At 68.3% G+C, this 20,487-nt stretch carries 8 protein-coding genes; all 8 read right to left on the bottom strand.

The annotated features are described in order from the left end of the window. Nucleotides 1-50: 50 nt before the first annotated feature. On the bottom strand, nt 51-1,070 hold the full coding sequence (locus BJF92_RS21880; RefSeq protein ID WP_143524148.1) for a FecCD family ABC transporter permease: 1,020 nt from the start codon (nt 1,068-1,070) through the stop codon (nt 51-53). A gap of 8 nt (nt 1,071-1,078) precedes the next feature. Next, on the bottom strand, nt 1,079-2,002 hold the full coding sequence (locus tag BJF92_RS21875) for an iron-siderophore ABC transporter substrate-binding protein (RefSeq protein ID WP_075636856.1): 924 nt from the start codon (nt 2,000-2,002) through the stop codon (nt 1,079-1,081). Nucleotides 2,003-2,227: 225 nt separating this feature from the next. Beyond that, a complete protein-coding gene (locus tag BJF92_RS21870; protein ID WP_245294858.1) occupies nt 2,228-4,612 on the bottom strand; it encodes a TonB-dependent receptor in 2,385 nt (794 codons plus the stop codon). Nucleotides 4,613-4,950: 338 nt separating this feature from the next. Continuing rightward, nucleotides 4,951-5,829, bottom strand: a complete 879-nt coding sequence (locus BJF92_RS21865) for a (2Fe-2S)-binding protein (protein WP_075637026.1) — start codon at nt 5,827-5,829, stop codon at nt 4,951-4,953. Continuing rightward, complete coding sequence (locus BJF92_RS21860; RefSeq protein WP_075636854.1) at nt 5,826-6,581, bottom strand: thioesterase II family protein; 756 nt, start codon at nt 6,579-6,581, stop codon at nt 5,826-5,828. The genes BJF92_RS21865 and BJF92_RS21860 overlap by 4 nt, the downstream gene beginning before the upstream one ends. A gap of 2 nt (nt 6,582-6,583) precedes the next feature. Next, nucleotides 6,584-8,266: a condensation domain-containing protein gene (locus tag BJF92_RS21855; protein WP_075636853.1), complete on the bottom strand. Its 1,683-nt coding sequence runs from the start codon at nt 8,264-8,266 to the stop codon at nt 6,584-6,586. A gap of 8 nt (nt 8,267-8,274) precedes the next feature. Then, complete coding sequence (locus BJF92_RS21850; RefSeq protein WP_075636852.1) at nt 8,275-16,026, bottom strand: non-ribosomal peptide synthetase; 7,752 nt, start codon at nt 16,024-16,026, stop codon at nt 8,275-8,277. Next, nucleotides 16,023-20,465, bottom strand: coding sequence for a type I polyketide synthase (locus tag BJF92_RS21845; protein ID WP_075636851.1), 4,443 nt, complete (start codon nt 20,463-20,465; stop codon nt 16,023-16,025). The genes BJF92_RS21850 and BJF92_RS21845 overlap by 4 nt, the downstream gene beginning before the upstream one ends. Nucleotides 20,466-20,487 lie beyond the last annotated feature (22 nt).

Here is a 20,487-nt window from a genome sequence, read left to right as displayed (position 1 = left end):
CCGGAAGAGCGTCCCCGCCTTTCGCGCCGCTTGTCTGGCCGATGGCTGGGTCACGCGGTGCTCCTGAGACGATTATGCGCGAGCCAGATGAAGAAAGGCGCGCCGATCAGCGCGATCGTCACGCCGACCGGAAAGCCCTGATTGGCCAGAAGGCTGCGGCCGAGGCAATCGGCCGCGACCACCAGAAGCGCGCCGCCGACGGCGCAGAAGGGAAGGATCCAGCGGTAATCCACGCCGATGAGCATCCTGACGATATGCGGCACGATGAGGCCGACGAAGCCGATGGGCCCTGCCAGCGCCACGGCGCTGCCGGCCAGCAGGATGACGATCAGAATGGCGGCGCCGCGCCAGAAAACGGGGCTCTGGCCGAGCGCGCGGGCGGCATCGGCGCCGAAGCTCAGCACGGTCAGATGCCGGCCGAGCAGAAAAGCGAGACTTAGGCCGAGCCCGATATAGGGCGCGGTGCCAACGGCCTCCGCCAATGTTCGTCCCGAGACCGAGCCCGCCGTCCACAGGCGCACGGCATCGAGCGTGCTCTGGTCGAAGATCAGCACGGCGCTGGTCAGCGAGGTCAGGAAGGTGGCGATGGCGGCGCCCGACAGCACCAGGCCGAGCGCGGCGTGAACGCTCGAAAACACCGCGCCCAGCAGATAGACGGTGACGGCCGCCGCACCCGCCCCGGCAAAGGCGGCCCAGAGGAAGGGCACGCCGCTGGCGCCGCCTGTCAGCGTCATCACCGCGACCACCGCAAAGGCCGCGCCGGCATTGATGCCGAGCAGGCCCGGGGAGGCCAGCGGATTGCCCGTCACCGCCTGCATGATGGCGCCGGAGACCGCCAGTGCGCTACCCGCCAGCACGGCGGCAAGCATGCGGGGAAGCCGGAGGGTGACCACCAGAAGATGCTCGCGCGAGCCATCGAACCGCAGCAGCGCGTCGAAAACGGTGCCCAAGCCGATGCCGCGCGGGCCCAGACAGAGGGAGAGCAGGCAGGAGGCGGCAAGCAGGGCGCCGAGAAGGCCGAGCATCAGCCCCGCGCGCGGCCTGCCACCCGGGGCTGGCTTTCCCGACATTGGCACGCTCATCGCGCGTCCAGAACATAGCGCTCGACATCGTCGAGAATGCGCTGGGCCGAGGCGATGCCGTGGAAACTCTGCCAGGCATCGCGGTCAACACGATGGGCGCGGCCCTTGTGCACGGCCGGCAGCAGCTGCCAGAGCGGGTTGGCCGTCACCTCCTTTTCGAGGGCGTCATCCGGCCCGCTGTCGAAACCGCTCGCCACGACATAAAGGAGAACGTCGCCCTCCAGATTGGCCAGTTCCTCCCAGTCTGGGCGCTTGACGATCGTGTCGTCGGTCACTGTCTCATAAGGCGTGCGCCGCACGCCGGCCTCGTGCAGCACCGCATAGGGCGCATAGGCCTGCGGCCCGTCCACGAAGACGACGAAGCGGCCGGGGGCGAGGCGGACGGCCGAGACGGTCAGCGGCTTTTCGGCCATGCGCGCGCGGATGGCGGCCGCCCGCTGCTCATAGGCGGCGCGCTGTTTCCCGGCGATCTCCTGCCGATTGGTCACCTCGGCCAGCAGAGCCTGATAGGCCTTCCAGTCCATATGTTTGAACAGCAGGGTGGGCGCGATGCGCGATGCCTGCGCGTAGATCTGGCCATGCACCTCGGCCGAGCCGATGATCAGATCCGGCTTCAGCGCCGCCACCCGTTCCAGGCTCGGCTCCTTGGGATTGCCGAGGTCCGCCATGCCCTGTTCCTTGACCGTCTTCAGCACGGTCTCGTCCTGGATCGCCATATAGGGCGTGCCGACGACGGGCGCGCCCATTTCGATCAGGAAGCCGAGCGTGATCAGTGGGTCGAGCGTGACGATGCGTTTTGGCGCCTGCGGAATGCACACAGGACCTTCCTGCAGCCCCTGGCTTATCTCGCGCCCCTCGCAGGCGGCCTGCGCCAGGGGGACCGGAAGGAGAAGAGCCAGAAGGAGAAGGCAGAAACGCATGGGGGTTACCTTTTGCATTGGCATGGCCGGAGCGCCGGCCCGACTGCAGCGGGACGACGCTCCGGCGTATTGTTTTCAGCGCGTCGCAGTCTGTTCAAGAATTGCTGTTGGTCTGACGAAAATGGTGATTTCGAGAACCGGAGCGCAGCGTACTTTCGTACGTGAGCACCGGAAGCGCAGAAATTGCCATTTGCAGGCGGCCAACGGCGATTGTTGGATAGACTGTCAGAACTTCGCGCGCACGTTCAGCCCGAAGGTCCGTGGCTTGCCGGCCTGGCCGAAAGGATAGGCGCCGAGGAAATTGGCGTAATCCGGGTCGATCAGCGTGTAGTATTTCTCGTCGGTCAGGTTCTCGGCAAAGGCGGTGATTTCCCAGTTGTTCTTCTTGTACCCAGCCTGTGTATTGACGATCACACGCGAGTCGATCTTGTACATGCCCTTGGAGCCGAAGCGGGAATTATAGTCCGAGGTATATTTGGCATCCGCACCGAGGAAGAAGCCGTTCTCGAACTCGTAGCGTCCGCCGAGACCGAGCGTCCATTCCGGCGCTTCCGGGAAGGATTTGCCGGACTGGTCGCCGATCGCCCCATGGCTGAAGTCCAGGAACTTTGTGTTGAGATAGCCGAGCGAGGCGAAGGCGGAGAACTGCTCGGTGAAGCGGTAGTTCGGCTCGATCTCGAAACCCCACGCCCGGGACTTTGCCGCGTTCTGCGTCACCCGATAGCCGGGGATCGGCGAGGACGGGCGGATTTCCACCTGCTGGTCTTCGTAATGCGTGTAGAACAGATTGGCGTTCAGCGTCAGCCGGTCGTCCAGCAGCGTGCCCTTGTAGGACAGCTCGACGTTTTGCGAATATTCCGGCTGGTAGGTCACCAGCTTGGTGTTGGCCGGATCCTGGCGGTCGATATAGGAACCACCCGAGCGGAAGCCCTGGCTATAGGTCAGGCCGAGCGTCTGATTGGCGTCGAGTTCCTTGGAAATCCCGACCTTCGGCACGAAGTTGACTTCGTTGAACGTCGCCGGATCGCCGGTCAGCACGGGCGAGCTGGTGATGGCGCCGAAATAGTTCTTCTCGGTGTTGGTGTCCTTGAGATAGTCGAGCCGGCCGCCGAGGGTCGCGAACCAGGTGGGCACGAATTCATAGGTCGCTTCGCCGAACACGGCGAGGTTCGTGGTCTTGCGGTGCTGGGAGTCGCTCTGCTGCAGCTGGTCGAGAACGACGAAATCGGTGGTGCCGTTCCAGATCTGGTGGCTGCCATAGACACCTGCGACCCATTTCCAAGGGCCTTCGTCATAGTTCAGGCGGAACTCCTGGGTGAAGATCGAGTCGTCATCCTCGCCATGCGAGCCGTTGACATTGCCGGGCGTCCCATAATCGACGGAGGCGCGCGTGTTGATGCCGTATTGATAGCCGGTCATCGAGGTGAAGCGCAGCGCGTTGGAGAAGTCGTGGGTGATCTCCGCGCCCAGATTGTGCGTGGCCGTCGCGCGGAACTCCGTGAAGGAGGGGAAGTTGAAGTCGCCCCGCCCGGCATTCGGATTGGGGCTGCCATCGGCGAGCGTGTCATAGCCGACCAGCGCGTCGTTCGGCCGGTCCTTGGAATATTGATAGGTGATCAGCGCGCGCGTATCCGGCATTTCCGCAGGCGTAATCAGGAGCTTGGCGCGGATCGAGCGGCTGATATCAGTGGTCAGGTCGTCATAGCCGGCATAATTGCGGAAGTGATCGTATGGAACATAGGCGTCCGAGCGCTCGAAGGCGCCGGCGATGCGCAGCGCGATCTGGTCTTCCACGAGCGGCGTGTTGACCATGATGGCCGTGCCGAACAGATGGTCGCTGCCGACGGTGGTGGAGACCTCCGCCTCCTTCTCGAAGGTCGGGTCCTTCGACTTGACATAGACGGCGCCGGTCATGGCCGCGCGGCCGGACAGGGTCGATTGCGGACCGCGATAGACTTCCACCTGCTCCACGTCCCACAGGTTGCGGGCGCCGAAGCGGGCATTGTAGCGTGTCTGCAGGATGCCGTCGATGTAGACCGAGCCCGCCGGACCGCCCGAGGGGACCAGCCCTTCGGAGCTCATGCCGCGAATGACGAAGCCGGAATTGACGGTCGCGCTGTCGAGAACGTTCGCCAGCCGGCGGTAGGAGTCCTGCAGGGTGCGGATCTCGCCCTGTTCGATGGCTTCGGCGCTGACGACGCCGACGCTGCTGGTGGTGCCCTGAAGCGTGGTGGCATTGCGCGCGCCATAGATGGTGATCGTATCCAGAAGCGTGTCGCCATTGTCGGTGACCGCGCCCGTCGTGGTCGTATCGGCTGACAGAGAGACCTGATTGCTGCCGGCAAAGCGGGCCTTCACCCCCGTGCCGGAGAGGACGGCGGAGAGCGCCTGATCCGGCGTCAGCGTGCCGCGCGCGCCCCGGCTCGTCTTGCCCTGCGCCAGGCTGGCATCGAACAGGATCTGCAGGCCGGTCTGCGCGGCCAGGCTGTTCAGCGCCGGCGTCAGGGGGCCGGCGGGCACCGAAACCGCCAGCTGCTTCGCCTGGGCCGCCGCCGGCCGCACCATCATCGGCACCGCCGGGCTCAGCGCCGCAAAGGCAGCGCTGGTCATCAAAGCCGCGCGCAGGGCCGCCCCGGCCCCGCGGCAGACAGATGTCCGGCGAGAGACGCACATGTTCTTACGCATCAAAACCCCCAATCAAACGGCGTTCAAGGCGCCGTGGAACACCTCATTTCCGGCTGTCCTGGCGGAAAATGACCGCGTCCCCGCAAGGCGCGCCACGACAGCATCGGGAGCGGCAAAAAGGCTGCTCAGGGGGAAGACGAATGAAAGGCGTGCGTGAGGACTCCCGCATGGAAAAAATTCGATAAAAATTTGCGCCGGGAAAGAAGGACGCATGCAAAAGACGCCGGCCGCGCGGCGCGGGACACGGCCTGCCGTGTCCTGGCTCAGGACAGTCCGAGATGGGCGCGCATCTTTTGACGAAGGTCTTCGTCCCGGGCCTCGGCCGGCTTCAGCACGCAGGTCGGACAAAGGCTGCCCTCCTCGACGCGATAATAGCGGCAGCAGCCGCCGCGTGCGCGGAACACATGGGAAAAGGGCTTCCGGTCAGCATCCAGAACCGTCAGCTCGAAATAATGGAGCTGGCGGTTGTTGAAGGGCGAGCGCGGCTGCTTGAGGATCCGCATCGCCGCAGCCATGGCGGCGTCCGCGCAGCCGAAATGGCGGCCGGCATCGAGGAAGCGGCCGGCCAGCGCATCCGCCGCCAGCCGCCACAAGGCGGCGCGCGACAGGCCCGTCTGCGCGAAAACCGCCTCCACGACAGGCGCGAAATGCGCCTCCGCCTGCCGGCGGAACCGCTCGAGATGGTCGGCATCCTCCAGTCCGCCTTCTACGAAATCCGCCGTGAGATAGCGAACATGGGCGCGCCGCACCGCATGCAGCGTGCCCTCATGCTCGTCCTGCGCGGTATAGAAGGAGAGCGCGATCTTGCCCGGCGCCAGATCCGGCAGCAGGCCGAAGCCGACGAGCAGCGGCACCACGGCACCGGCAAGAATATAGCCGTAATCGCTCATCAGGAAGGCGCCGGCGCTCTTCAGGTCCGTGCCCTTGTTCAGCGCACGCTCGAAGGCGAGAAACTGCTCGATGGCCTCTCCATCGGCAAAGAAGGCGCGGGCCGTGCGCCAGCCCTCCTCGAGCGGGGCGACTGCCGCGGTGACATCCGGCATATAGGCGGCCTGAGCCTCGAGAGCCTGACGAAGCCGCGCTTCGCCCTCCGATGCCGTGGCATGCCTCTCCGGTGCCCTGGCGCTCTCATCTCCTGTCATCGCCATCTTGCCTTTCTCGCCCCGGCCTGCGCGTCCTGCGCCCGCTCCAGCCAGCGCCTGGCCACCAGTTCCGGAAGCGCATCGAAGACCGGCCCGGCGATCATATGCCCGCCATCGATCCAGTCCAGCGTCAGGCCGCCGGTGACGAAGTCGGACCAAGCGATTGCGGCCGGCTCCCGCACGAAGGCGTCATCCCGGCAGAGCAGAAGATGCGCCGGACAGCGCAGCACGCCGCGCGACGCATCATGCCGATAGGTTTCGCAGATGCGGAAGTCATTGCGCAGCACCGGCTCGAAGACCGCCATCGCCTCGGGATTGTCGAGGATTTCCAGGGGCATGCCGCCGAGATCGATCAGCGCCTGGCGGAAGGCGGCCGGCTCCATATCATGGAACGGATCGCGGTCGAGCACCATCCGGTCCGGCGCATTGCAGCCGAGCGCGAAGAAGGCTTCGGGCGCGCCCAGTCCCTGCACCTGAAAGCGCCGGGCCGTCTCATAGCCGAGAAGCGCGCCCATGGAATAGCCGAGGATCGCATAAGGGCCCGTCAGCAGCGGCCGCAGCTCGCCGGCCAGCTGATCGGCCAGCGCCTCGATGCTGATGGGCAGGGGCTCGCTGAAGCGCGCCTCCCGCCCCGGCAGCGAAACGGGATGCACGGCCATGGCGGGCGGTGCTGCGCCGACCCAGCTGCGAAACAGCCCGGCCCCGGCACCGGCCGGCGGAAAGGCGAGGAGAAGCGGGCGGGAAGAGGCCATGCTCAGATCTCGATCTCGATATGGCCCTCGGCCGGTGCGGCCCGGCGGTCGATCTCGGCGGCGAGATCCGAAAGCACGGGCCTTTCAAACAGGCTGCGCACGGGCACCGGCACGGCGATCTCCTGTCGCAGGCGGCTGATCACCCGCGCGCCCAGAAGCGAATGGCCGCCAAGGGCGAAGAAGTGCGCGTCCGGCCCCAGCGGGCCGCTCTTCAACACCTCCTGCCAGATCCTGGCGATCCGCTGCTCCGTGGCGGTGAGCGCACGCGCGCCTGCCGGCGAGATGGGCTGCGAGACCGGTGCCGCGTCCGCCGCTTCTGTCGGCAACGGGTCTGCCGGCGTGGAAAGCCCCGGCGCCGACAGAGGTGGCCCTAGTCGCTCCAGAAGGGCGTCGAGCGTGCTGTCCGGCTGCGCTAGGATCTTTGCAAGGTTGCGCATCAGCGCGTCCAGCAGCACGGCCGCCGTGTCGCCGTCAAGCGCATCGCGGCAGTAGCCGGCCATCAGCGTCAGCCCGGCGGCGCGCGGCAGCGCCCAGAGCGTCAGCGGAAAATGGGTGCGCTCGTCAAAATCGACCGGCTCGACGGCGAAGGGCAGGACGTCAGTGCGGCCGGTCGGTCCGCCGGTCGGTCCATTGAGATTCTCGACCACCAGAAGCGTATCGAACAAGGCGCCGCCCGCGCCCTGGATGCTGGCGAGCGGCACATGCTCATGCGCGATCGTTTCGGCCTGGCGCGCCTGCAGCCGATCCAGCCAGCCGCGCACGGAGGTCTGGCCCTCGATCGGCACGCGCACCGGCAGGGTGTTGATGAAGAGGCCGATCATGCTGGCCGCCTCGGCCAGCTGCGCCGGCCGGCCGGCGGTGGTGGTGCCGAAGATCACGTCGCTGCGGCCGGACTGGCGGGCGAGCAGCAGCGCCAGCGCCCCCTGCAGCAGGGTGTTGAGCGTGTGGCCGGCGCGGGCGCCCGCTTCCCTGATGGCACGATGCAGACCCTTGGGGCAGTTCCGGCTGAGGCGAGCAAAGGGGCCGGAGCCCTCGTGGGCGAGCAGCCGGAAGGGCTTTGGCGCGCCGTCGAGCCGATCCTGCCAGAAGCGCAGACCTGCGGCGCGGTCCTGCGCCTTCAGCCAGCCGATATAGTCGCCATAGGCGCGAGGCGGCGCCAGCGCCGCGCCTGCCGCGCCGGTCTCGTGGCGGTAGAGCGCCAGCACCTCCTCCAGCAGCGCGCGGATCGACCAGCCGTCGAGAATGATGTGATGATAGCAGACGACGAGGATTGAGCGTTCCTGCCCCGTGCGGATCCATTGCACGCGCAGGAGCGGCGGGCGCTGCAGATCGAAGGGTTCGGCCCGGTTTTCGGCAAAGATTCGCTCCAGCCCCTGCGCGCTGTCGGCGTCCGGAAGGTCGCGGATGGCGAAACTTGCGGACAGATGCTTGAAGGCGATCTGGAACGGGGCGTCGCGCGTCTCCCAGTAGAAGCCGGAGCGCAGCACGGCATGGCGGTCGATCGCCGCCTGCCAGGCGGCCTTCAGCGCCGCGCCATCGACGGCACCAAGGAGGCGCAGTGCCGTCTGCGGCATGTAGAACGCTTCTCCCGGCGCCGAGATGCTGTGAAACAGGATCCCCTCCTGCATGGGCGAGAGGGGGTAGATGTCGGCGATGTTGTGCCGCTGGAGCGGATTGGCCTGCATGTCACGTCCTAGAGCTGGCGGAGGATGGCTTCGAGATCGGCCTGGTCGATGGCCATGTGCGGAAAATCGGCGGGGGTATAGCCTGGCTCCGGCGAAGTCAGGCAAAGCGCGGTCAGCTCCGCCAGCGCCTCTTCAAAGCGGGCGGCCAGCGCCTCGATCGTCTCGCGATCGTGCAGCGCGCAGGAATAGGCGAAGGAGACGCGCAGCCGGCCGCCGGAGACGATGGCATTGATGTCGAGCAGCACGCCGCGCCCATTGCCTGCGCCGCGCGTCTCGCCGACGCTTTCGTCCGCGCGGGTGAAAAGCGCATCGCCGGAAAACAGGCTGTCGGTCTGGCCGAGATAGTTGAAGCGGATCTCGGCGATCTCCTCCAGAACCGGCAGGCGCCGCCCTTTAAGATGATGCAGCACGCCATAGCCCAGACCGTCATGGGGAATTCGGCGCAGGCTCTCCTTGACCCGGAGCAGCAGCGCGCGCGGCTGCGCTTCCGTCTCCGCCTGGAGAAGCACGGGATAGAACGCGGTGAACCAGCCGATGGTGCGGCTGAGATCGACCTCAGGGAAAAGATCGCTGCGGCCATGGCTTTCCAGGATGAGGCGCAGGCGCCGCGCGCCGGTCCACGCCCTGACGGCGCTGAACAGCGCTGCGATCATCAGCTCCTCGGGCCTGATGGGATAGGCCGAGGGTGCCGCGTGGAGAAGATCGACGGTCGCCTCTTCATCGAGCGTGCGCACGACTAGGGCAGTATCGGCGACGCGATTGCCGCCGTCAGCGGCGCGCGGCAGGCGGTCGGCGGGCGCGGTGGCGATGTCGGACCAGTCGTCGAATTCGCCGTCGAACAACGCCGTCTGCGCGAGCCTCTGTATCCACTGGCCGAAAGAGGTGGTCCGGCGCAGTGCCGGGCGGGTGCCGGCATTCCGCCCGGTCTGCAGGGCGGTGGCGAGATCGTCGAGCAGGATGCGCCAGGAGACGCCGTCGATGACGAGGTGATGGGCGGCCAGCGCCAGCCTTTGTTCCCCACCTTCGATCTCGATCAGGGAGGCGCCCCAGACCGGGCCGGTTTCGAGATCGAAGCCGCGCTGAAGGCTGTGCATCGTCTCGGCGAGACGCTCGGCAGCATCCGCCTGCCCGCAGCGAACATGGTGAAGCCGGGGCGCGGCCTCGACCAGGCCATAGCTCTGCTGCCATGCGCCATCTTGATGGGCAAAGCGCGCCCGCAAGGCGTCATGCGCGCCGTGCAGATGGTCGAGTGCGCGGCGCAGCTCGCTCGCGTCGATCGGCTGGCGGGGCTTGAGAAGAAGCGCCTGGTTCCAGTGATCGGGCTCGGCAAAGGCCTGGCCGAAGAACCAGGCCTGCGCCGGCCCGATGGCAACCGCGCCGGTGACCGGCCCGCTCTCCGCCTCCACTTTGCCGATGCTGGTGGCAGCCGCCAGCGCCGCAAGCGTCGCATGGAGGAAGAGGTCGCGCGGGGAGAGGATGAGGTCCTGCTTGCGCGCCTCGGCCACCACCTGGATCGCCAGGATGGAATCGCCGCCGAGCGCGAAGAAATTGTCCTCCCGGCCGATCCCGCTGCGCCCGAGCAGCTTCTCCCAGATCGCGGCGAGACGGCTTTCCGTGCCGGGGCGTGGTGTTTTCCGCGCGGACGTTGCTGGTTCCTTGCTTGAGGGATCAGCGTGCGAGGGGTCGGGGCGCGAAGGATCGGGCAGGGCCTTGCGGTCGAGCTTGCCGTTCGGCAGGCGCGGCAGCGCGTCGATGCGGGCGATCAGAACCGGCACGAGATGGCGCGGCAGCCGCTCCGACAGGAAGGCCGTGAGATCGGAGATCGCCACCTCTCCGGCGGTTTCCACCCAGGCGGCAAGACGGGCATGGCCAGTTTCGTCGCGCCAGGCATCCACGGCAGCGCCCGTGACGGCGGCATGGCGCATCAGCACGGCCTCCACCTCGCCCGGCTCGATGCGGAAGCCGCTGATCTTCATCTGCCGGTCGGCCCGGCCGAGATAGTCGAGATTGCCATCGGCGCGCCGGCGCACGCGGTCGCCGGTGCGGTAGAGCAGCGGGTGATCTCCCGACGACGCAAAGGGGTTGGGCAGGAAACGCTCGGCGGTGAGATCTGGGCGGTCATGATAGCCGCGGGCGATGCCGGCGCCGGCGAGATAGAGCTCGCCCGGCGCGCCGATCGGCACTTCGTGAAAGGCTTCGTCCAGCACATGGGCCGTGGTGTTGGCGATCGGCCGGCCGATATGAATGGGCTCTCCTGGCTGCACTCGGCATCCGGTCGAATAGGTCGTATCCTCGGAGGGGCCGTAGAGATTGTAGAGCGCCTCGACCGCGCCGTCGGCGAGGATCGCTTCCGCCAGGCTTTCCGGCAGCGGCTCGCCCGCCAGGCACACCGTGCGGGCCCGGGGCGGCAGCGGGCCGAAGCGCATCAGCTCCATCATCGGCGTCGGCACGGTGTTGATCAGGGTGATCTCGTCGGCGAAGGCCGCATCCGCCAGCTCGAACAGATCCTCGACCATGAAGATCCGGCCGCCCGCCGCCAGCGTGGCGAAGATCTCGAAGATCGACAGGTCGAAGCAGACCGAGGTGGAGGCCAGCATGCCGGCGAAGCTCTCCGCCGGAAAGGTCTCCAGCGCCCAGTGGACAAAGGCCACCGCGTTGCGATGCTCGATCGCGACACCCTTGGGCTTGCCGGTCGAGCCGGAGGTGTAGATGAGATAGGCGAGATCGCGGCAAGACGCTGCACTTTCGCGCGCGGGTGCCGGATGGTCCCCCGTGGCATCCTCCCACACCGCCGCCGGATCGAGCGTGGCATAGGCGCGGAAATCGGCGCGCGCATCCTGCGTCAGCAGAAGGGCGAGCCGGGCATCGGCCGCGACGAAGGCGATGCGTTCGCGCGGATAGTTCGGATCGAGCGGCACATAGGCCGCGCCGGTCTTCAGCACGGCCAGGATCGCCGCGACGAGATCGACGGTGCGCCCCAGGCAGATGCCGACCGCCGATCCCGGGCCGATGCCACGCGCGACGAGCGCTGCGGCAAGCTTTCCGGCGCGATGGTCCAGCGCCGCATAGGTCAGGCTGCGCGCCCGGTCGGTCACCGCGATCGCCTCGGGCAGGCGGCAGGCGCTGCGTTCGAAGAAGCTGTGCAGACGCGTGATCTCGGGATCCTGGATCCTCGCTGTGTCGTTCCAGCGCGCGATCTGGCGGCGCTGCGCTTCGGGCAGGAAGGGAATGCGGCCCTGCGGCGTTGCGGGCGCAGCCAGCAGCCCGCGCAGGAGCGTCTCGAAGGCCTCGGCCATATGGACGATCGTCTCGCGGCGGAACAGGTCGCTGCGGTAGATCAGATTGCAGGACAGGCCATCTCCCGCCTGCCTCACATCGAGCGAGAGATCGACCTTGGCCGTTTCCTGTGCCAGCACCAGGGCTTCCCCTGTCAGGCCGGCCGGCAGGCGCGCCGGCGTTTCGGCGCTCTGCCAGTTCAGCATGGCCTGGAAAACCGGGTTGTGGCTGCCGCTGCGCGACACCGCCAGAGCATCGACAAGGCATTCGAACGGCACGTCCTGATGGCGGAACGCCTCGATCACATGGGCGCGAACCTGGGCGATCTGGTCGAGGAAGCTCATGGTCGGCGCATGCACCAGCCGAAGCGCCAGCGTGTTGACGAAGAGCCCGACGACATTGTCCAGCGCGGGGTCGGGCCGCTGCGAGATCGGCGTGCCGATGACCACGTCAGGCGATCCGCAATAGCGCGACAGCAGGCCGGCGAAGGCCGAAAGCATCGCCATGAACGGCGTGGCGTCGGCCTGCCGCGCGCATTGCAACAGCGCTGCCGTCACGTCGGGCGCAAGCGCGAAGCGCACGCTGCCGCCGCGATGATCCTGCCGCGCCGGGCGGGGGAAATCGGTCGGAAGATCGAGAAGCGGCGGTGCGCCCTCAAGCTGTCTGCGCCAGCTTTCGAGCGACGGCGCGAAATCCTGCCGGCGCTGCCAGGCGGCGAAATCGCCATAGCCGAGCGGCAGGGCCGGCAGCCTCGCCACCCCTTCCGGTCCCGCCTCGTAGAGCGCCATCGCCTCGCGCAGCAGGATGGCGATCGACTGCGCGTCCGAAACGATATGGTGGATGACCACGAGCACGACATGGTCTTCGGCACCGAGCGCGATGATCCGGGCGCGAAACAGCGGCCCGCGCGCCAGATCGAAGGGGCGATTGCTTTCGGCTGAAAGATGCTCCGGCAGCGCGTCTTCGCGGGCCTCGATCGTGGCAATGTCCAGCTCCGCCCGGTCGGAAACGACGATCTCGGGCCGGCCGTCGCGGGTGAGGATGCGGGTGCGCAGGGCGGCGTGGCGCAGGCTCAGGCCCTCGAAAGCTTGCGCAAGCGCCTCGCGGTCCAGCGGGCCGCGCAGGCGCAGAGCGGCGGGAATGTTATAGGCGACGCTGTCCGGCTCCAGCTCCGACAGGGCCCAGAGGCGCTGCTGGGCGTAGGATAGCGGCGGCCGCGTCCCGTCCTCGAGCGCCACGATCCGCGCCTGCCGTGCCGTTCCGCCCGCGGCCTCCAGCGCTGCGGCAAACTCCTTCAGCCGGGGGAAGGCGAAGAGCGTGCGCAGCACGTCCCTGGTCGGCAGGTCGATGGCGAGGCGGGCGATCATCCGCATGGCCAGCAGCGAATGGCCGCCGAGCCGGAAGAAGTGATCGCCGAGGCTGCGCTCGGCCTCGCCGGGCAAGACCGCGCTCCAGGCCTCGGCGACCCGGCGCTCCATCGCGGTCTCGGGTGGCGCGGCGCTCTGCTCGGCCGCGGGCAGCAGGGCGGGCAGGGCCGCGCGGTCGATCTTGCCGTTCGGCTGCTGCGGCAGATGCGCCACGAGGCACCAGAGCGTCGGCACCATGTGAGACGGAAGATCGGCCGACAGCGCACGGCGAAGATCCTCTTCCCTTAAGGTGGCGCCGTCCTTCGGCTCGATGAAGGCGGCGAGCTGCCGGTCGGCGCCAGGCGTCACCGTCACCACGGCCTTTTCGATGCCGGGCAGGCGCTCCAGATGGTGCTCGATCTCGCCCGTTTCGATCCGCAATCCGCGCAGCTTTACCTGGTGGTCGAGCCGGCCCTGAAATTCCATGAGGCCATCGCGCCGGCGGCGCACGCGGTCGCCCGTGCGGTAGAGCCGCGCGCCGGGGTGGCCGGAGAAGGGATCCGGCAGGAAGCGCTCGGCTGTCTGGGCCGGCCGGCCGAAATAGCCGCGCGCGAGCCCCGCGCCTGCCAGATAGAGCTCGCCCGAAAGGCCCGGTGGCCGCAGGCGTCCGCACCGGTCGAGGATATAGGCGCGCGTCTCGGGCAGCGGCCGGCCGATCGGCACGACCCCGCCCGTGTAGCGATCGCCATGCAATGCCACCTCGGTGGAGAAGCAGGTGTCCTCCGAGGGGCCATAGAGATTGTGGATCGCAAGGCGCGGATAGTCGCGCTTCAGCGCATCGACCAGCGCGGCCGGGAGCGGCTCGCCGCAGAAGGTGGCCACGCGCAGGCTGTCGGGCAGGCGATGCTCCTGAAGATAGGCCTGCAGCAGGCTCGGCACGGTGTTGACCAGCGTCAGCTCCACCTTGTCGGCAAGGCTTGCCAGCGCCAGGAAATGGTCTGCCACCACGAGCGCGCCGCCGCGGACGAGCGGTGCGTAAAGCTCGAAGACGGAGAGGTCGAAGCTGATCGAGGTCGGCACGAAGGTGAAAGCGACATCCTCACGGGTGAAGCGCTCCTGCGCCCAGCGCAGGAAGGCGACGACGGAGCGATGTTCGACCGCCACGCCCTTGGGCACGCCGGTGGAGCCGGAGGTGTAGATGATATAGGCGAGATCGTCGGGCCGGGTTTTCGCGCGCGGGGGCAAGGGGCTATCAGGCAGGTCGTTGACGTCGATCAGCCGCAGCTTCGTTGCCAGCTCCATGGAGAGGAAGGCGGGCCGATGGTCCGAGAGCACCCGGTCGATGCCGCTGTCGCTGGCGATAAAGGCAAGCCGGCTGGCCGGATAGTCTGCATCCAGCGGCACATAGGCCGCCCCGGCTTCCAGAATGCCGAAGAGGACGGCGATCATCCGGGGCGAGCGGCGCATGCAGAGCCCGACGCGGTCGCCGGGCTTCACGCCTTCCGCCATGAGGGCGGCGGCGATGCGGGCGGACTGCGCGGCCAGTGTCGCATAGGACCAGGTGACGGTGCCGTCGGTCACGGCGACGGCATCCGGGGTCGCCTCCGCCTGTACGCGGATCAGATCGTGCAGGCAGGCATCTTCGGGAAAATCGCGCAGCGGGCCGGCGCTGGCGGCGATGATCGCCCTTTCGCGCGCCGCGTCGAGAAGGGAAAAGCGCGACAGCGGCCGCTCTGGCGCCTCCGCGATCAGATCGAGCACGCGCTCGAAGCCGGCGAACATCTGCGCGATGGTTTCGGGATCGAAGAGCTTACGCGAATATTCGATCCGGCCGGCAATGTCAGGCTGGCGATCCTCCAGATTGAAGCGCAGATCGTATTTGGTCGCGATCTCCTCCAGCGGATAGGGCGCGAGTGTCAGGCCATGCAGCTCCGAGGGCGGCGTGACCGAGTGCTGGATGTCGAACTTCACCTGGAACAGCGGGTTCAGCTCCGAGAGCGAGCGCTCGGGATTGACCGTCTCGACCAAGCGCTCAAAGGGAATGTCCTGTTGCGCCAGCGCCTGGCGCACGGCCTCGGCTGTGCGGCCGAGAAGCGCGCTGAAGGTTGGATCGCCCGAGAGATCGCTGCGCAGCACCAGCGTGTTGACCAGCGGTCCCATGATCGCCTGGGTCTCCGGCCGGTCGCGATTGGCCACCTCGCTGCCGACGATGATGTCGTCGCTGTCGCTCAAGAGGTGCAGAAACACGTTGAAGGCCGTCAAGAGCAGCGTGAACAGGCTGACATTGCGCTCCGCCGCCAGCGCCCGCAGCGCCAGCGCCAGCGCCGGCTCGACGCGCACGGGATGGTGCGCGCCGGCAAATTGCGCGGTCGGGCTGCGGGGGCGGTCGAGCGGCAGCTCCAGCACCGGCAGGTCGCCCCGCAGCCTCAGCGCCTGCTCGGCCAGCTGGCGGGCGGCTTCGGGGCTGGCGAGGCGCGTGCGCTCCCACAGCGCCCAGTCGGCAAACTGCACGGGCAGCTCTTCGAGCGAAGCTGCAGCGCCGGTGACTTCGGCGCGGTAGAAGGCGGAGAGATCGCGCGCGAGAAGGCCCATCGACCAGCGGTCGCTGATGATGTGGTGCAGGCCGAGCACCAGAACATGTTCGTCTGGCCGGATCGCGACGAGGCAAGCGCGCACGGGCGGGCGCGTCAGGTCGTAGGGCGTGGCGACGAGGGCTGCCACATGGCGCCTGGCGGCCGCGTCGGGGTCCAGCTTTCCCCGGCAGTCTTGATAGGCGATGGCAAGCGCGGGCGCCTCCTCCACGATCTGCTGCGGCTGTCCGTCCGCGCCCTGCGTGAAGCGCGTGCGCAACGGCTCGTGACGGGCGACGAGCGCGGCGAAGGCCCGCTCGAGCGCTGCTCGGTCCAGCGGACCCGCCAGGCTGAGGGCGAGGTTCATATTGTATGCGACCGTCTCCGGCTCCAGCTGCTGCATGAACCAAAGCCGTTTCTGGGCGGAAGAGAGCGGCACGGGCGCGGAAAGGTCGGCGCGCGGCAGGATCCGATCCGACAGGGCCATGCCCCGCTCCAGCAGCTTGCGCTCCAGAAGCGCGCGGCGTTCCGGCGAGAGGCCGGCCAGTTTCGTCAAAAGCTCGTTCATCGCATGCTGCCTCCAGCCAGCAGCCTGTCGACATCGGCGTCGGACAGGCGCGTCACTTCGTCGAGGAGATCGGCCATTCCCGCGAGATCCGCCTGTTGCATCCTGCGGGTGTCGATGGTTGCGGCGATGGCTGCGGCCGTCGGATTGTCGAACAGCAGGTCGCGCATGGCGATATCGACCGGGAAGGCCTCCCGCAGGCGGGCGACGGCGCGGATGGCGAGCAGCGAGTGGCCGCCAAGCTCGTAGAAACCATCGTCCACACCGACAGGGGCAAGGCCCAGAAGCTCCTCGAAAATACCGGTGATCGTCGCTTCGGTCGGCGTGCGCGGTGCGCGATAGGCGGTGGCAAGCGGCGGTCGGCTGCGTCCGGCGTCGGGCGGCGCGGTCTCCTCCACCGCTGCCGGCGTGTCCGCCGGCGGGAGCGCCGCGCCCGAGAGCAGGAGGCGGCCGCTGATGCCGGACGCGATCGCCGCTGCGGTGAAATCCCAGGCTGCCTCAGGCGAAACGGCGAAGGCATTTTTCCGCCCGCCGGAGGAAGACGGAACGGGGCCCTCGGCGATCAGCGGATAGCCGATCGCCAGCCAGCCGGTCTCTCCCGCCTTGGCCTGTTCGGCGACCAGCCGGTCGATGGCGGCGTGGCCAGCGGCGTAGGCCGACAGGCCGAGGCCGCCGACCTGCGTGGACAGCGAAGACTGCACGCAGCAGAAGCCGAGTTTGCGCCCGGCCAGTGCCGCGGCGAAACTCTCGACCAGGGCGAGCCGGTCGAGCGTGTCGCGCCAATGCAAAGGCTGCAGATCGGCGATGAGCGCAGCGGATGTCTCGCCGGATTGCGGCATGGCGAGAAAGACCCCGTCGATCCGGCCGAAGTGGGCTGCGACCGTGTCGAGCGCCTCGCGCACCGCCGTGGGGTCGGCAGGGTCCAGCCGGAGCGTCATGCCGTCGGGATTGTCGATGACAGACGCGCCCGCCGGTTGAAGCAGCGCAAGCTTTGCCCCCGGGAGCGCCGCAAGGCCTTGCTCCCATGCCTTGCCCACGCCCTCGGCCAGCGTCCCGGCCAGCACATAAACGCCGCTGGGCTTGAGCCCGGGGCCCTCGGGCCCGTCGATCTCCCGCGTTTCAGGCCGCCAGCAATGGGGGCCGCGCAGGGTGATTTCCGGCGCGTCCTGCCCCAGAGCATCGCGAAGGCGCGGGGCCAGCCGGGCCGGCGGGGCATCGTCGATGTCGATATGGCGGCAGGTGAGGGCCGGATATTCCTGACCGATGACCCTGACCATCCCGGCGACAAGCGCCTGGGCGGTGTCCGCCGGCTCCAGCCCGGTTGCGTCGATCGCATTGCGGGTCACGACCGTCAAAGTCACCGCGCGCCCGTCCCGCGCCAAGGCCCGCACGAGCAAAAGCAGGGCTCGCGCCGGTGCGTCCTGCTGTTGCGGCCGCTGTTCTCGTTCTGGTTCGGGCCGCCCGGCGAGCGGCCAGGCGAACACAACGTGCCGGGGTGCCGCCCCGCGCGCATCGAGGCTGTCGAGCAGGGCAGTATAATCGTCCGCCGCCTGAGGATGCAGGGTGAAGCAGCGGTAATCCGGCTCGGCAAAGCCGGATCCCATTTGCGCGCGGTAGGGCTCGGCGCCGCCGCGCTCCAGCGCTTCGGCGAGCGCCGGGCCGATGTGCCCGTCATCGAACAGAAGGATGCGGCCCCTGGGTGCTGCGTGCCCGGCCTTGCCTGCCATGGCGCGGCGCCAGTCGATGCGCGACAGCGTCGGGCCGGTCTTCGGCGCGGGGAGGGCGGCGACGGCCAGTTGCGCATCGTCGGGCTCGATCCAGTGGCGCGTGCTCTCGAAGGGGTAGGTGGGCAAGGCGACGCGGCGGCCTTGGCGTGCTTCGGGCTGCAGGCTGCCATTGCGCTGCCAGTAGCGGCCGATCGCCTCCAGGGTCTGCTCCGCCTCGCGCTCCCGCGCGGTGTCCAGCATGGTCGCGCCGATGCGCTGCGCATCCACGCCGGTCTGCGCGGTGAAAGTGCCGAGCGTGCGGCCGGGACCGAGCTCGAGGAAGACGGCGTTCGGGCGCGCCATCAGCGTGCGCGTACCTTCCTCGAAGCGGACGGTCTGAAGCAGGTGGCCCGTCCAGTAGGCCGAATCGGTCGCCTGCTCCGGCGTCATCCAGGTGCCGGTGACGTTGGAGATCAGCGGCACGGTCGGCGCCGAGAGCCGCTCGGCGGACAGGAGCGCGCGGAAGGTCGCGGCCGCTGGCGCCATCATCGGCCCGTGAAAGGCATGGCTGGTCTTGAGCCGGCGGCTGGCGATCCCTTCCGCCGTCAGCCGCTGCTCGAGTGCGATAATCGCGTCCGTCGCGCCGGAGAGCACGCTGAGGCCGGGCGCATTGGCGGCGGCGAGCGAGAGCGCCGGCGACATCAAGCGCCCGATATCTTCGCCGGGATGGATGATGGCGAGCATGGCGCCGGGCTCGGCAGACTGCATCAGCCGGCCGCGCGCCACGACGAGACGGATGGCCGTTTCCAGATCGAAAATGCCGGCGATGCAGGCCGCCGCATATTCGCCGATGCTGTGGCCATGCAGGGCGACAGGCCGCACGCCATGCGCCATCATCAGGCGCGCCAGGGCATATTCCACGGCGAACAGGGCCGGCTGGGCCAGATCGGTGCGGTGGACTTCCTCGTCCCCGGAAAACAGCCAGGCCTTGAAGTCGATCCCGAGCTCCCTGTCGAGGAGACGCGCGCAGGCATCGAAAGCCTCGCGGAAGGCAGGGAGCGCGGCATGAAGCGCCTTGCCCATGGCCGGATAGGGGCTGCCCTGGCCGGGGAAGAGGAAGACGGCTTCTGCCGGCGCATCCGCCGCCGTCTGCCCCAGATCGGCCTCGCCCCCATCCGCGAGCGCACGCAGACGCGCGACGGCCTGCTGCCGGTCGCCCGCCACCACGAACTGGCGATGCCCGAAGCCGCGCCGGCCGGCCCGGAGCGTGAAGGCGACATCCACGAGCGCCGGCGCCTTATCTGCGGCCAAGCGGTCCGCCAGTCTGGCAGCGGTGCGCGCCAGCGCGCGCGGGCTTCGCGCCGAGAAGAGGAGAAGCTGCGGGCCGGCCTCTTGCGCGCGCGGCGAGGCGGGCGGCGCTTCTTCCAGCACCACATGGGCATTGGTGCCGCCGATGCCGAAGGAGCTGACGCCGGCGCGGCGGGGCCCGGCCGCATCCTGCCACGGCCTCAGCGCCGCATTGACGAAAAAGGGGCTGCGGGCAAAGTCGATCTGCGGATTGGGCGTTTCGTAATGCAGGCTCGCCGGGATCTGCCGGTGTTTCAGCGCCAGCACGGCCTTGATCAGGCCGGCAATGCCGGCCGCCGTGTCGAGATGGCCGATATTGGTCTTGACCGAGCCGAGCGCGCAGAAGCCCTTGCGGTCCGTGTCGCGCCGGAAGGCCTTGGTCAGTGCCGCGACCTCGATCGGGTCGCCCAGCGCGGTGCCGGTGCCATGGGCCTCGACATAGCCGATGCTTTCCGCCGCCACGCCGGCCATGGCCAGCGCATCGGCGATCACGGCCGCCTGGCTGTCGACCTGCGGCGCCGTGAAGCTCGCCTTGCGCGCGCCGTCATTGTTGATCGCCGAGCCCAGAAGCACGGCATCGATCGTGTCGCCATCGATGAGCGCATCCTCCAGCCGTTTGAGCACGACGATGCCGACGCCGCTGCCGGGCACCGTGCCGCCGGAGGCGGCATCGAAGGCGCGGCAATGGCCGCCGGGAGACAGGATTCCACCTTCGCGGGCCCGATAGCCCGTGCCGTAGGAAAGGGCGACGCCGCCGGCCAGCGCCATGTCGCAATCGCCGGAAAGCAGGCTCTGCGCTGCCATGTGCACGGCCACGAGCGAGGAGGAGCAGGCAGTCTGCACCGTGATCGCCGGTCCCGTCAGGTTCAGCTTGAAGGCGGTGCGGGTGGCGAGGAAATCCTTGTCGTTGGAGACGAAGATCTCATAGGGGCTGACCGTTTCGCGGATGCGGCCATTGTCGCGCAGATTGAAGAGGTAGGTGTTGATGCCGGCTGCGGCAAAGACGCCGACCGCGCCGCCGCCGGCCTCGCCCGCATAGCCGGCGGTCTCCAGCGCCTCCCAGGCGCATTCGAGGAAGATGCGCTGCTGCGGATCGAGAATTTCCGCCTCCGCCGGGCTATAGCCGAAAAAGGCGGCGTCGAACCGGTCTGCCCCGTCCAGCGGCGCGCCGGCGGGCACGAAATCGCCGCTGCTCCGCAGGCTGTCCGCCACACCGCTTGCGCGCAGGTCTTCCTCGGTGAAGCGCCGGACGCTCTCGCGTCCGTCCACGAGGTTTTGCCAGAACTGGTTGAGATCGGCCGCGCCCGGCAGGCGGGCGCTCATGCCGATCACGGCGATGCGGTGCCGGTTGTCGTCGGCTTCAGGAAGGGCTGCAGAGAGGTCGTGCATGGAAGGAAATCCTCCGGACGGG

The sequence above is a fragment of the Xaviernesmea rhizosphaerae genome, from assembly GCF_001938945.1.
Lineage (GTDB): Bacteria > Pseudomonadota > Alphaproteobacteria > Rhizobiales > Rhizobiaceae > Xaviernesmea > Xaviernesmea rhizosphaerae.
Note: the sequence above shows the minus strand (reverse complement) of the source record. Positions and strands in the feature narration are given on the sequence as shown.

What these genes read in the sequence shown, in the direction of transcription:
- BJF92_RS21880 (WP_143524148.1), bottom strand. Translation starts at nt 1,070, where the DNA reads ATGTCGGGAAAGCCAGCCCCGGGTGGCAGGCCGCGCGCGGGGCTGATG.
- BJF92_RS21875 (WP_075636856.1), bottom strand. Translation starts at nt 2,002, where the DNA reads ATGCGTTTCTGCCTTCTCCTTCTGGCTCTTCTCCTTCCGGTCCCCCTG.
- BJF92_RS21870 (WP_245294858.1), bottom strand. Translation starts at nt 4,612, where the DNA reads ATGACCAGCGCTGCCTTTGCGGCGCTGAGCCCGGCGGTGCCGATGATG.
- BJF92_RS21865 (WP_075637026.1), bottom strand. Translation starts at nt 5,829, where the DNA reads ATGACAGGAGATGAGAGCGCCAGGGCACCGGAGAGGCATGCCACGGCA.
- BJF92_RS21860 (WP_075636854.1), bottom strand. Translation starts at nt 6,581, where the DNA reads ATGGCCTCTTCCCGCCCGCTTCTCCTCGCCTTTCCGCCGGCCGGTGCC.
- BJF92_RS21855 (WP_075636853.1), bottom strand. Translation starts at nt 8,266, where the DNA reads ATGCAGGCCAATCCGCTCCAGCGGCACAACATCGCCGACATCTACCCC.
- BJF92_RS21850 (WP_075636852.1), bottom strand. Translation starts at nt 16,026, where the DNA reads ATGAACGAGCTTTTGACGAAACTGGCCGGCCTCTCGCCGGAACGCCGC.
- BJF92_RS21845 (WP_075636851.1), bottom strand. Translation starts at nt 20,465, where the DNA reads ATGCACGACCTCTCTGCAGCCCTTCCTGAAGCCGACGACAACCGGCAC.